Raw genomic sequence first — 13,053 nt, 5'->3', positions numbered from 1 at the left:
AGTAAAATACTGATATATGAAAATTATTGTACCAATGGCTGGTCGTGGTTCGAGACTACGTCCACATACACTAACTACTCCAAAACCATTAGTTAAAATTGCAGGTAAACCAATAGTTCACCGTTTGGTGGAAGATTTAGCTGCAATGTCTGATGAAAAATTAGAAGAAATTGCTTTCGTAATTGGTGATTTTGGGGAAATTGTAGAAAAAGAATTAGTAGGTATTGCTGAATCATTAGGCGCAAAAGGCACTATTTATTATCAAGATGAACCTCTTGGTACTGCACATGCTATTTTGTGTGCTGCAGATAGTATGGACGGTAATATTATCGTCGCTTTTGCAGATACTTTATTCAAAGCAGACTTCTCTATTGATAAATTTGAAGATGGTATCATTTACACACAAAAGGTGGCAGATCCTTCTGCATTTGGTGTAGTGAAATTAAATAACGATGGATTTATCACAGACTTTGTAGAAAAGCCTCAAGAATTCGTTTCTGATCAAGCAATTATCGGTATTTATTTCTTTAAAGAAGGAGAACGCTTAAGAGCTGAATTGCAATATTTAGTTGATAACAATATCATGAATGATGGTGAATATCAATTAACTGGTGCATTAGAAAACTTAAAAGCAAAAGGGGCTAAATTAAAGCCTGGTACTGTAGAAGAGTGGTTAGACTGTGGTAATAAAGATGCCATCGTAAATACGAACCAAAGATATTTGACTTACATCGAAGATCAAGAATTAGTACACGATTCTTCTGAATTGGATAATGTAGTCTTAATATCTCCAGTTTATGTTGGAGAAAATGTACGCATCAAAAATGCTGTAGTTGGACCATATGTATCTGTTGGATCAAATACAATCATCGAAAACTCTGTAGTACAAAACTCAATCGTTCAAGAAGATTCTGATATTCGAAAAGTGAATATTGAAAACTCTGTAGTGGGTAACCATGTAGTATACAGAGGTCGTTCAAAAGATTTATCTATCGGTGACTTTACATCGGTAAAAGAATAAGAATTCTCTTATTATATACTAAAACAGCGTATAATTTTATATACGCTGTTTTTTTCGTTTACTAATATTTGTAGATTTAGGTATCTTAATCTAATACCTGTTATATTAGTAAAGTTTATTTGGCAGAAAATGCCGTTACTACATTTTTTGGGATTTCAAGAAATATGAAAAAATACTCTTTTAGCTTAATTACCTTCACGTTGGTATTTCTTCTTGGCTTATTGTCATGTGACGTTGCTTTTGCACAAAAGAAGAAGAAAAATAAAAAAAAGAAAAAGGCTAAAGATACTATGGTGGTCTCTATTGAGGAACCATCAAAAAAGGATTTAAGAAAAGCTGAAGAGCTATTTGTTTATGCAGTAAACGAATACTTATTAGAAGAATATAATCAGTCTATTGAGTTGTTGATGAAATGTAATACCCTAAATCCAAAAGATGATGGGATTAAATATCAAACGGCATTAGCTTATCAAAAACTTCAAAATTATCAAAAATCTAATCAGTATGCCAAAAGAGCATTGGAATTAGACCCTAATAATAAATACTACTACAAATTAGTTGCTCAAAACTTCGAAATGCTTTCTTTATACAAAGATGCATTGGGTGTGTTAGAGGAGCAGATTAAAGTAACAGGTGATGACGAGGAAGCTTATTTCCAGATTGCTATGTTATACCTTCAAATGGGAGCACCAAGAAGTGCTATCGAATACTTTGATATTGGAGAAAGCAAATACGGTATTAATGATATTATCGTAAGGCAAAAACAAAGAATATACATCCGTTTAGGGGATTTAGATGCTGCTTTAAAAGAAGGAGAGAAGTTGATAAAAGCCTATCCTGATGAATTGGAATTTAAATATTCACAAGTAAGACTTCTTTTAGGAAATAATAAAACAGATGAAGCCTTAGCTATTCTTGAACCTATTCTTGAAAATCATCCTAATGAAGGTACAGTTCATTTTCTATTAGCGAATATCTACAGAAACAGAGGAGAATCGGATAAGTATTATGAAGAACTTAAGGTGGCATTTAGCTGTAGTGATGCTCTTACAGACGAAAGCTACAATATCTTGAATGGATATTTACAGTTTACTTATAATGAAAAGAAACGTCAGGAAGCAGAAGAATTAATCAATATCGCCTTAAAAGCTCATCCTAAAGACGATAGAATTCTTTCGCTTAATGCAGATTATCTTGTTTCTCAAAAACAATATGATGCTGCTCGTACTTTCTACATGAAGTCATTAAACAAGAATCCAAACAATTTTAAGCTTTGGAAACAGGTAATTTCAATTGATTGGGAATTACAACAATTTGATTCAGTAGATGTACACTCAGATTTAGCGATTGAGTACTTTCCTAATCAGCCATTACTTTACTTGTATAGTGGCACAGCAAAAATGAGTAAGGAAGATTATGAGGAAGCTGTTGTTATGTTTAACCAAGGTTTAACCGTAGTCGTTGATCCAAGCTTAAGAACAGATTTTAATGCTCAATTAGGAGATGCTTATTATAAGTTGGATGAAGTAGATAAAGCATTCAAAAAATATGATGAAGTTTTAAAAGTAGACCCTGTAAATGTCTATGTTTTAAATAACTATGCTTATTTCTTATCACTTAGAAAAGAAAACTTGGAAAAGGCTGAAGAGATGTCTCATCAGACTATATTAGCGGAACCGGAAAACGATACATTCCTTGATACCTATGGATGGGTTTTGTTTGTTAAAGGTGATTACGAAAAATCGGCAATGCATTTAAAGAAAGCGGCAGAAATGTCACAATCAGGTACCGTTATCGAACATTATGGTGATGTACTTTTCAAATTAGGAAAAGTAGACGAAGCTGTAAGTCAATGGGAAAAGGCAAAAGAAATTGGAGGTGAATTATCTGAACAAATTGATGAAAAAATAAGTCAGAAAAAATACATCGAATAAAAGATCTTATCTTATATCTAAAAAATAAATTTGAAATCATCCATAAGAGTAAAATTTTATGGATGATTTTCTTTTTCTTCATTATCTAAAAAATCAGAATCAAAATTACTAAACTGATTTTGCCCCATAGGAGGAATGCCCTCATTTATATCATTTTGATATTCTTCTGTTTGAGTCATTTCATCTTCCGAATTATACATTGCTTGACTATCAGAAGCTGGATTTGGTGAAACATCCATCAATTTCTCCTTTTCTGATAAATATTTTAAAATCTTAATCGTAGGAGTGTAGTTCGCACATCCTTCTAATGATTTTTGAAAATAGCGCTTGGCTAAATTTAAATTATTAGCTTGTAAGTAAGTCAACGCAAGATTGTAATGTAAAGCGGGGAAATAAGGTAAACGCATTTGCATCTTGGTATAAGTGTCCGCTGCTTCCTTTACTTCTCCACATCTACTTGAAAAATTAGCTTCTGCTAACTCAGTAAAATCAGGGTGATGCCCTTCATTTGCTTTGTACCATTCGATGATAGTTCCCGGTAGTCCAACTAAGAACATCATATTTTTGAAAATATTTTTATGGAAAAACTCTATACCTAAATTATCGCCTCCATAGGTAGAAGTGGTGGTCCAATACATTTTTCCTTTCCAATAATAGTATTGGTATTGCTTTCGTTTCCTTAATCGATCGTAGTAACCAGTTTCTGGACAAATATCAAATTGTTCTCCATTTGAGATGAGAAGACCGTGCTTATCGCTTATAGAATGACATTCTTCGCAGTATTGATATTGAGTTTCAAAGTGATTGTCCCAATCTATTGGATTATCACAAAAGCCACACACTCTTTTATTTTTAGCGTTTCTGGTTTGAAAAATATCAAAAGCTAATTTGATCTCTTTGATCATATCCGATTTAATGATGATACAATTATTTTTCTTGATTAACCATTCAGAAATGGACTTACCAATGATCGGATAATTAACAAATGTAATTACAAGATAACCCTTGTAATAGTTTATACGTAGAATATCATGATAAACGATTAACTCATTGTTTAACGTAATTCCTTGCTCATTTACATTACCTAGCTTAGGTATTATGAAATTACTTTTTCTTTTTTCACTAAAAGTTTTGAAAGAAAAAGCAAATGCTGTTAATTCATTCATATATCTTAAAAATCGCTTTAAAGATGCTTCTTTGCAAAAAAAATATTGGTTTGAGCTAAAGTTTTAATATTTTTGCAATACATAAGATATAAAAATCAAAAAGAAATATACAACGTAGCAATACGTTTTAAAGATAATTAATTTGACACTAGTAGAAAACCTGCCGCTCATAGCGTCAGGCTTTTTTATTTCTAAAAAATTCTATTTATTTTCAAACTATTAATTCAAACGACTACATGATTGCTATGTGCCGATTGTAACTAATCCTAACTTACTAGTTTAATGAAAAACACAACTAAATTCTCCATTTGGTACTTTCTCAGTATTCTCGGTGGAATGCTCTTTTTAGAAACCCTATTTTTTTCAGGTCCCAATATGAAAGAAATGTCTTACAACGATTTCAGAGAGAATCTTGATAAAGGCAAAATAGAACATATTGTAATTTCTGATGAGAAAATCTATGGTAAGGTAAAAAAAGAGGAGGATTCAACTGAAATAGATCAACAACTGCAAAAAGTTGAAGAGCAAGAGGCAGCCGAAGCAGAAACAGATACAGCAACTGCAAATACGAGAAGTGGTTTGTGGCATCTCAATCCAGAAGGGAAATCAACGCCTTGGAGTATGCGTCTAAACTATGAGAAGAGGAAAGAAGAATTAGCCCGTCAATTCTATGTTATCAAATTAGATGATAAAGACCTTGTACATGATTTACAGGTAAAGGGTATTGACTATAAAGGGGTAATAGAAAACGATTGGTTGGGTAATTTTATTTCCAATTGGGTAGTTCCATTCCTAATCCTAATCTTCATTTGGGGCTTCTTTATGAGAAGAATGACCAAAGGTGGAGGCATGGGAGGAGGTGGAGGAAACAACTACCTCAATGTCGGAAAAAGTAAAGCAAAAATCTATGCTTCTGACGCAGAACATCTACATGATTTTAATGATGTTGCTGGTTGCGATGAAGCCAAACAAGAATTAGCAGAGGTAGTTGACTTCCTTAAAAATTCAGAAAGATATACAGACCTTGGAGCCAAAATTCCTAAAGGTATTTTACTTGTAGGCCCTCCGGGTACAGGAAAAACTTTATTGGCTAAGGCAGTAGCAGGAGAAGCAGGTGTACATTTCTATGCATTATCTGGTTCTGATTTTGTTGAAATGTTTGTTGGTGTAGGTGCAGCAAGAGTGAGAGACTTATTTACTCAAGCCAAAGCTAAATCACCATGTATCATTTTTATTGATGAATTAGATGCTATCGGTAAAAGTCGTGGTTCTAACGGTATGTCAGGAAATGACGAAAGAGAAAATACATTAAATCAACTTTTGGTTGAAATGGATGGATTTGCAGCAGACCAAACTGTCATTGTTTTGGGTGCTACCAACCGACCTGAGATATTGGATAAAGCATTATTGAGACCTGGACGATTTGACCGTCAGGTACAAGTAGATAGACCAGATCTTAATGGTCGTCTAATGATATTGAAAGTACACTCAGGAAAAATTAAATTAGGGGGTAATGTAAACTTAGAAGAAATTGCTGCACAAACAGCAGGTTTTGTAGGAGCAGATCTTGCCAACCTTTGTAACGAAGCAGCTTTACTAGCAGCAAGAGAGGGTAAAACAGAAGTTCATCACCACCATTTCTTTGACGCATTCGAAAGAGTTGTAGCAGGTCTAGAAAAGAAAAATGCGGTTATTAATGAATCGGAGAAAAGAACTGTAGCCTATCACGAAGCTGGTCATGCTATAGTAGGTCACTTTACAAAAGGAGCAGATCCAGTACGTAAAGTATCTATTGTACCAAGAGGTTCGGGTGCTTTGGGATACGTTCTTCAAGCCCCAACAGAGGACCGTTTCTTAATGAGTAAAGAAGAACTAATTGGTAAAATCAAAGGTCTTCTTGGTGGTAGAGCAGCAGAAGAAATTAAATTTGGTGTTGTGTCTACTGGAGCATCCAATGATTTAGAGAAAGTAGCTTCAATTGTAAGATCAATGCTTACCGTTTATGGTATGAGCGAACATTTCCCGAACTTATCCTTGCAAAAGGAAGGACAAAATAATTTCTTAGGAAATGGTGGGCAAAGTATAAGAAGATCAGAAGACCTTGAGAAACAAATTGATCAAGAATCTTTAGCAATCATTGCGAAGTGTTACGAAGAAACTAAAGAATTCTTAAAAGAAAAAAACAATGACCTTGAAAAGCTTGCTGGCATCCTTTTAGAGAAAGAAATTTTGGACGAAAGCGATGTAAATCGTATTCTTGGGCCAAGATTAGTGGAACATGATTAGAAAAGAAGAAAAAATCGATCAACTTATTGATCGTGAAGTCAAAAAATTAAAACATTCAATTAAGTCTGGAATGTTACCCTTAGAGTTTATCTCATTCGATATATTCATTGAGAATTTTAGTGATGATTATCAAATAGATAGCACTCAAATAGAGTATGTGAAAGACAAATCTAGGAGTGTTTTAAAAGATAACAACGTGAAAATAAAAGGGATTTAATTGACAAATCTCGTAAAATTTTTACATATTGAAGGATTGGGATGTTATTCCAATCCTTTTTTACTAACTGTATTTTAACCAATTCAACATATAAACATGTATTTTGTAAATAGTCAAGAGTATGATAAATATACTCAGGATGACCTCTCCGTATGGAAAACACTTTTTGAGAGGCAAATGAAAATGCTACCTAATTTAGCTGAGGATGATTTCTTGCATGGAGTAAGAACAATTCAGTTTACCGCGAATAAAATTCCAGATTTTAAAGAACTTGATCAGATCCTAGGTAAAGAAACTGGATGGGGGATTACACCCGTTACAGGTCTTATTCCAAACAAAGAATTTTTTGAATTATTGAAAGCGAAACGTTTTCCTTCATCTTCATGGTTCAGAAAATTGAGTGAACTAGATTACCTAGAAGAGCCAGATATGTTCCATGATATCTTTGGACATGTTCCTTTATTGACGAATGCTGATTTTTGTAAGTATTTAGAGAAGATGAGTGTTATCGCTTTGAAATACATCGAAAATGAGCACATCATCGAATTGATTTCTAGATTATACTGGTATACAGTAGAATTTGGGTTAATTCAAACCGAACATGGACTTAGAATCTATGGTGCAGGAATCTTATCATCTAAAGGTGAATCAGAATATAGTTTATTCAGTGATGTTCCCGAAAGAGCGGACTTTAATGTTTTAGAAATTCTAAAAACACCTTACATCAAAGATAAATTCCAAACGAAGTACTGGGTAATCAAGAATTATAGTGACCTAACAGATTCACTAGATGAATTGGATCAATTACTTTCTCAGATTAATGATGGATCACTAATAGTTAACTAATTTGACTAAAGATAAAATCTATATGTTTTTGAGGAGTTGACATAAAAACACACCTGACAACTTCTATAAAATCATGATCAAATGCCACAGTTGTTCTTTGTGTTAAAGAAAGCTGTGGTATTTCTGTTTTTAGAAATTTAGCGATTCTTCGGGATGGATCAGAAAGAATAGGAAAGGGGTACACTCTTTTTTTAAGCTGCTGTTTGATTTGATTTTCTGATAAAGAACAAATCACATATATTTCATAACTAGCGGAATCAATATCTAGGTATTTAGACTTGAGTAAATCTAAATGCTGCTGATCTCTCAAAGTCTGAACATCATTAATCAGCACCAAAAAGAACTTTTGATGTTTAAGTGGATTAAATTTATATAATTTTTCAGACTCGTTTCTGAGTTCTAAATTTTCAAAAAAGTGCATAAAAAAAGGGGAACTAATCTGTTCCCCAAAATTAATTATTTTAAAATATTGTGACCAAGTTTGTCTCTTTTCGTTTCCAAATACTTTTGATTGTATTTGTTTGGAGCAATCTCGATTGGAATATTTTCAACAATCTCTAAACCATAACCGATTAGTCCGGCTCTTTTCTTAGGATTGTTAGAAATCAATTTCATTTTAGTGATACCCAATTTTCTTAAAATTTGAGCACCAACACCATAATCTCTTTGATCAGATTTGAAACCTAAAGCATTATTTGCTTCAACAGTGTCCATACCTTCTTCTTGAAGCTTATAGGCTTTTAGTTTGTTGATTAGACCAATTCCTCTTCCTTCTTGATTCATGTAAAGAATAACTCCACGTCCTTCTTTTTCAATCATTTCCATTGCAGCGTGTAATTGAGGACCACAATCGCATCGACAAGAACCAAAAATATCTCCTGTTACACAAGAAGAGTGCACTCTTAACCAAACTGGATCGCCTGTGCTAATATCACCTTTAATTAGGGCAAGGTGTAATTCGCCAGTATTCGTTTGTCTAAAAGCCTTTAAGTTGAAATGTCCGAATTCAGTAGGCATATCCACACCAATTTCTTCTTCAACTAAAGTGTCTTCTAAATCTAATCTATATTGAATAAGATCTTCGATACTGATTAATTTCAGATCAAATTTCTTTGCTACTTCTACCAAATCTGGAAGACGAGCCATTGTTCCATCATCATTGATGATCTCTACCAAAACACCTGCAGGTTGTAAACCAGCTAAACGAGCTAAGTCAATTGCTGCTTCTGTATGACCAGCTCTTCTAAGTACACCACCACGTTTTGCCTTGAGAGGGAAAATATGACCAGGTTTACCTAATTCGCTAGGATCAATGTTAGGGTCAACAAGAGCTTGAATTGTTTTAGAACGGTCGCTTGCAGAAATACCAGTAGTACAACCATGACCGATAAGGTCGATGGATACCGTAAATGGAGTTTCGAAAGCAGCTGTGTTTTTACCTACCATCAGTTCTAAACCAAGGTCTTCGCACATGTCCTCGATAAGAGGTGCACAAATTAAACCACGACCTTCTTTAGACATGAAGTTGATAATTTCAGGTGTCACTTTTTCTGCAGCACAAACAAAATCACCTTCATTTTCTCTATCTTCGTCGTCAACAACGATAATAATTTCACCATTTTTGATGGCTTCAATACCTTCCTCGATAGAGTTTAATTTAAATTTTTCTGACATTGTTATAAGTGAGTATGGACTCGGATTCCAATTAAGTATATATGTGTTTCAACAAAGTTATCAAAAATTGATGAAACTACTTGTATAAACTATGTAATGTTCAACTATGTTTATAAGAAATATCCAATTTCTTCTAAATTAATGAAGTAATAAAAATACTTCCAATAATTATCAATCCTCCTAACATGTATAAAATGATCATGTTTGCTTGTAACCATTTTTCGTCTTTGTTTTTACTAAATTCATAAAGACGTGTTCCAAGAAAAATACAAATCATACAAGTAATAAATATTGTTGTTTTATGGTTTAGGGGATCTCTAGGAATACCATCATAGTTTTTATAAATGATATCACCTATACCCATTCCCATTAAAGCACCAATACCAATAAATCTCTTTAACATGATATTTCTTCTAATTTCTGCAAAGGTAAAAAGGTTAATGATAGTTCATAACATAATTACTTAATATTTTAATAATAGTATGTTTGTAGGAATGTAAAGTAAAATTCAAATGATGCAACTAATAAAGGGAATTACAGGTTTTTCAGAGGTACAAAAAGAATATATTGATAATGAAATTTGGAAGCAGACTGTACAAAGCTTTTTCTCTGTAAAAGCAGAAATTAATTTTTCTGATCGTTACAGCTTCAATTATCACATCATAGAATACGATCATCAACTGATGTTGCTTTTTAAGAATAAGTTTTCGAACCTTTTTGCAGTAGCAGAGGTCATAGATGACTCAGATGAGTACCATAAATTACCAGAACATAGATTTATTAACCATTCTGATATTTCAGATTTTTTAGAAGGAATAGGGTTCGAATGCTTGGATGAAAAATTTGTCAATTATAAAATATCTGCCTCTAACAGTCTTAAAACGAATTTACTAGAAGAACTAACTAAAGAAGAACAGGATCTAATTCTAAAAAAAGATCCTGAGACAATCGGAAATATTATTTTTAACGATTGGAAAAAATCAAGAAGGAAAATGTAGTTTAGACAAAATTAAATTGTAAAAACCACATAGAAACTTTATTTTTGCCTGCTAAAATAGAATTGTAAGCAAATACAATATTTATAAAAATATATGTTTGATAATCTTAGTAACCGAATTGACCGTGCAATAAAGAATCTGAAAGGTGAGGGGTCAATTAGTGAAATCAACGTTGCATCAACGGTAAAAGAAATCCGTCGTGCACTACTTGAAGCCGATGTAAACTTTAAGGTAGCCAAAGAAATTACTAATGAAATTCGTGAGCAAGCCTTAGGTCAGAATATTCTTATTGACGTAAAACCAGGTCAATTATTTACTAAAATTGTTAGTGATAAATTAACTGAGTTGATGGGTGGAGAAATGATACCATTCTCACCTCAGGGATCTCCAGCAACTGTACTTATCTCTGGTTTACAGGGTTCAGGTAAAACTACATTTACTGGTAAGTTAGGTGCTCGTTTAAAGAAACAAGGTCAACAAGTACTTCTAGTAGCAGCCGACGTTTACCGTCCTGCCGCGATTGATCAGCTAGAAACACTTGGTGAGCAAATTGGTGTGGATGTTTATACAGAAAGAGAAAACAAAAACCCAGTAGAAATTGCTCAAAATGCCATTAAACATGCGAAGACAAATGGTAAATCTATCGTAGTTGTCGATACAGCTGGTCGTTTGGCAGTAGACGAGGAGATGATGAAAGAGATTGAAGCTGTTAAGAATGCAGTCAATCCTTCAGAAACTCTATTTGTTGTAGATTCTATGACTGGTCAGGATGCCGTTAATACAGCAAAAGCATTCAACGACCGTCTTGATTTTGATGGTGTTGTTCTTACAAAGTTAGATGGTGATACACGTGGTGGTGCTGCTCTTTCAATTAGAAGAGTAGTAGAGAAGCCTATTAAGTTCATCTCAACTGGTGAGAAATTAGAGAATACTTTAGATGAGTTCCACCCTGATCGTATGGCCCAAAGAATCTTGGGTATGGGTGACGTTATCTCCCTAGTTGAAAGAGCACAACAAGCTTTCGACGAGGATGAAGCAAAACGTTTGAACAAAAAGCTTCGTAAAAACCAATTCGATTTCAACGACTTATTGTCTCAAATCCAACACATCAAAAAGATGGGTGATTTGAAAGATTTGATCGGAATGGTTCCTGGTTTAAATAAAATGGTGAAAGATCAAGAAATTGATTCTAACGCATTTAAACCTGTTGAAGCAATCATCAACTCTATGACTCCTTACGAAAGATTAAATCCAGATGTATTGGATCAATCACGTAAGAAACGTTTGGCAAATGGTTCAGGGACTTCAGTTCAGCAAGTGAACAACCTAATCAAGCAATTCGAGGAGATGCGTAAGATGATGAAGAAAGTGAACAAAATGTCTGGTATACCTGGTATGGGTAAAAAAGCCAAAGGACAAAAGAAAGGTTCACTTCGTTCTCGTTTAGGAGGAGGAAAGAAAAGAAGATAATTTCTATTGAAAATATATTAAGGGTCAATATCAAGTTATTTGATGTTGACCCTTTTTTTTTGTGGTATTTTATTCGAAACTATCTTTTATAACTTCTAATCCCATAGATCTAGAACCCTTAATTAGAATGATGCCTTCAGTAACTTTATGCTCGCCTAGATACTGAATTGCTTTTTCTTTATCATCAAAGAATAATGCTTTGTCAGAAGCATGTTCTCCAAAACGTTTTCCAATAAAAATACAAGCTGCAAAATCTAAGAATAATGCTTTGTCAATGATATTCTTATGCTCTTGAGATGATATGTCACCCAATTCGAACATATCGCCAAGAATGATGTATTTCTTCTTATCTGATTCGATTAATTTAAGATTTTCTAAAGCCACTTCAACCGATGAAGGATTGGCATTATAAGCATCTAAAATTAATGTGTTTGATGTTGTTTTGACAATTTCAGATCGATTATTTGAAGGAATATAGGAAGAAATTGCTTGATGCATTTTTTCAGCTGATATACCTAAAAATTTTCCAACACAAAATGCTGTCTGAATATTTTCAAAGTTATATGCACCAAATAAATTGGTTTCAACTCTTTTTTCCTGACGATCCTTATAAACAATGAAAGGATTAACTTCAACAAATTCCAAGTTAGAGAAATCATATTCGCCTCCATAAAAAACAGGTTTTTGCATTCTCTTTGACATATTCATCAAAAGATCGTCTTGAGAATTGATATATATAATACCTTCGTTTTTGATGAGGTAATCGAAAATTTCACTTTTGGCTCTAACATTCTGTTCAAAACTACCAAAGCCTTCGATATGGTCTTTTCCGATATTAGTGACAAAACCTTGGTTTGGTAAGGCTATCTTTACCAATTCAGCTACTTCTCCTACATGGTTGTCACCCATTTCAATTAAAGCTACTTCTGTTCCAAGAGGCATGTCTAATAGGGTAAGTGGAACACCAATATGATTGTTGAAATTTCCTTTTGTAGCATGTGTTTTAAAAGTAGTTTCACACACTTTTAATAAGATTTCTTTGGTCGTTGTTTTACCATTAGAACCTGTAATAGCAATGACCGGAATATCAAATTGTTGTCTATGATATTTAGCTAATTCTTGTAATGTAGAAAGTACATCATCTACTAAGATAAATTGATCTGAACAAACTACATTTTCATCATCAACTATGGCATAGGAAGCTCCTTTTTCTAAGGCCCCTTTGGCGTATTTATTACCATCAAAATTTCCTCCCTTTAAGGCAAAAAATAGGGCGTTTTCTTTTATTTGTCTAGAGTCTGTAGTGACTCCGTTAGCTGTTAAAAAAAGTTTATATAAATCTTGAATCTTCATCCGGTAATCAGTGTTTTTTACAAAGAAATATGGTTTTATCAAGTAATGCAATTTTGGTAAAAATTAAAAACTGACAAAAATCATTTTA

At 33.3% G+C, this 13,053-nt stretch carries 12 protein-coding genes; 7 read left to right on the top strand and 5 right to left on the bottom strand.

Annotation, left to right across the window (positions count from 1 at the left end; genetic code table 11):
- The first annotated feature begins 16 nt into the window (after positions 1-16).
- On the top strand, positions 17-1,021 hold the full coding sequence (locus tag MY04_RS05860) for a sugar phosphate nucleotidyltransferase (protein WP_066207596.1): 1,005 nt from the start codon (positions 17-19) through the stop codon (positions 1,019-1,021).
- 164 nt (positions 1,022-1,185) lie between these two features.
- Positions 1,186-2,955, top strand: coding sequence for a tetratricopeptide repeat protein (locus tag MY04_RS05855; protein WP_066207594.1), 1,770 nt, complete (start codon positions 1,186-1,188; stop codon positions 2,953-2,955).
- A 56-nt stretch (positions 2,956-3,011) separates the two neighbouring features.
- Here MY04_RS05855 and MY04_RS05850 read toward each other — a convergent pair whose 3' ends face one another.
- Positions 3,012-4,121 (bottom strand): tetratricopeptide repeat protein, encoded by a 1,110-nt coding sequence (locus MY04_RS05850; RefSeq protein ID WP_066207591.1) that lies wholly within the window; start codon positions 4,119-4,121, stop codon positions 3,012-3,014.
- Positions 4,122-4,403: 282 nt separating this feature from the next.
- Between MY04_RS05850 and ftsH the strand changes: the two genes are divergently transcribed.
- The 3 genes from ftsH to MY04_RS05835 all read left to right on the top strand — a co-directional run bounded on the left by ftsH (position 4,404) and on the right by MY04_RS05835 (position 7,470).
- Positions 4,404-6,407, top strand: a complete 2,004-nt coding sequence (gene ftsH, locus MY04_RS05845) for an ATP-dependent zinc metalloprotease FtsH (RefSeq protein WP_066207589.1) — start codon at positions 4,404-4,406, stop codon at positions 6,405-6,407.
- Positions 6,400-6,624, top strand: coding sequence for a hypothetical protein (locus MY04_RS05840; protein ID WP_066207587.1), 225 nt, complete (start codon positions 6,400-6,402; stop codon positions 6,622-6,624). Before ftsH ends, MY04_RS05840 begins: the two co-directional genes overlap by 8 nt.
- 96 nt (positions 6,625-6,720) lie before the next feature.
- Positions 6,721-7,470, top strand: a complete 750-nt coding sequence (locus MY04_RS05835; protein WP_066207585.1) for a phenylalanine 4-monooxygenase — start codon at positions 6,721-6,723, stop codon at positions 7,468-7,470.
- Here MY04_RS05835 and MY04_RS05830 read toward each other — a convergent pair.
- The 3 genes from MY04_RS05830 to MY04_RS05820 all read right to left on the bottom strand — a co-directional run bounded on the left by MY04_RS05830 (position 7,463) and on the right by MY04_RS05820 (position 9,547).
- A complete protein-coding gene (locus tag MY04_RS05830) occupies positions 7,463-7,891 on the bottom strand; it encodes a redoxin domain-containing protein (RefSeq protein ID WP_066207583.1) in 429 nt (142 codons plus the stop codon). The genes MY04_RS05835 and MY04_RS05830 overlap by 8 nt on opposite strands.
- 35 nt (positions 7,892-7,926) lie before the next feature.
- Complete coding sequence (locus MY04_RS05825; RefSeq protein ID WP_066207581.1) at positions 7,927-9,144, bottom strand: bifunctional 3,4-dihydroxy-2-butanone-4-phosphate synthase/GTP cyclohydrolase II; 1,218 nt, start codon at positions 9,142-9,144, stop codon at positions 7,927-7,929.
- Positions 9,145-9,277: 133 nt separating this feature from the next.
- Positions 9,278-9,547: a hypothetical protein gene (locus MY04_RS05820; RefSeq protein WP_066207579.1), complete on the bottom strand. Its 270-nt coding sequence runs from the start codon at positions 9,545-9,547 to the stop codon at positions 9,278-9,280.
- A gap of 109 nt (positions 9,548-9,656) precedes the next feature.
- Between MY04_RS05820 and MY04_RS05815 the strand changes: the two genes are divergently transcribed.
- Positions 9,657-10,142: a hypothetical protein gene (locus MY04_RS05815; RefSeq protein WP_158297582.1), complete on the top strand. Its 486-nt coding sequence runs from the start codon at positions 9,657-9,659 to the stop codon at positions 10,140-10,142.
- 93 nt (positions 10,143-10,235) lie between these two features.
- A complete protein-coding gene (gene ffh / locus MY04_RS05810; protein ID WP_066207577.1) occupies positions 10,236-11,612 on the top strand; it encodes a signal recognition particle protein in 1,377 nt (458 codons plus the stop codon).
- A 69-nt stretch (positions 11,613-11,681) separates the two neighbouring features.
- Here the strand turns inward: ffh and MY04_RS05805 are convergent, their stop codons facing one another.
- Entirely contained in the window at positions 11,682-12,965 is a 1,284-nt protein-coding gene (locus MY04_RS05805; RefSeq protein WP_066207574.1) for a UDP-N-acetylmuramoyl-tripeptide--D-alanyl-D-alanine ligase, read from the bottom strand.
- Positions 12,966-13,053 lie beyond the last annotated feature (88 nt).

This window comes from Flammeovirga sp. MY04 (assembly GCF_001682195.2).
Lineage (GTDB): Bacteria > Bacteroidota > Bacteroidia > Cytophagales > Flammeovirgaceae > Flammeovirga > Flammeovirga yaeyamensis.
The sequence above is the reverse complement of the archived record's forward strand: the minus strand, read 5'-3'. Positions and strand labels throughout refer to the sequence as shown.

What these genes read in the sequence shown, in the direction of transcription:
- MY04_RS05860 (WP_066207596.1), top strand. Translation starts at nt 17, where the DNA reads ATGAAAATTATTGTACCAATGGCTGGTCGTGGTTCGAGACTACGTCCA.
- MY04_RS05855 (WP_066207594.1), top strand. Translation starts at nt 1,186, where the DNA reads ATGAAAAAATACTCTTTTAGCTTAATTACCTTCACGTTGGTATTTCTT.
- MY04_RS05850 (WP_066207591.1), bottom strand. Translation starts at nt 4,121, where the DNA reads ATGAATGAATTAACAGCATTTGCTTTTTCTTTCAAAACTTTTAGTGAA.
- ftsH (WP_066207589.1), top strand. Translation starts at nt 4,404, where the DNA reads ATGAAAAACACAACTAAATTCTCCATTTGGTACTTTCTCAGTATTCTC.
- MY04_RS05840 (WP_066207587.1), top strand. Translation starts at nt 6,400, where the DNA reads ATGATTAGAAAAGAAGAAAAAATCGATCAACTTATTGATCGTGAAGTC.
- MY04_RS05835 (WP_066207585.1), top strand. Translation starts at nt 6,721, where the DNA reads ATGTATTTTGTAAATAGTCAAGAGTATGATAAATATACTCAGGATGAC.
- MY04_RS05830 (WP_066207583.1), bottom strand. Translation starts at nt 7,891, where the DNA reads ATGCACTTTTTTGAAAATTTAGAACTCAGAAACGAGTCTGAAAAATTA.
- MY04_RS05825 (WP_066207581.1), bottom strand. Translation starts at nt 9,144, where the DNA reads ATGTCAGAAAAATTTAAATTAAACTCTATCGAGGAAGGTATTGAAGCC.
- MY04_RS05820 (WP_066207579.1), bottom strand. Translation starts at nt 9,547, where the DNA reads ATGTTAAAGAGATTTATTGGTATTGGTGCTTTAATGGGAATGGGTATA.
- MY04_RS05815 (WP_158297582.1), top strand. Translation starts at nt 9,657, where the DNA reads ATGATGCAACTAATAAAGGGAATTACAGGTTTTTCAGAGGTACAAAAA.
- ffh (WP_066207577.1), top strand. Translation starts at nt 10,236, where the DNA reads ATGTTTGATAATCTTAGTAACCGAATTGACCGTGCAATAAAGAATCTG.
- MY04_RS05805 (WP_066207574.1), bottom strand. Translation starts at nt 12,965, where the DNA reads ATGAAGATTCAAGATTTATATAAACTTTTTTTAACAGCTAACGGAGTC.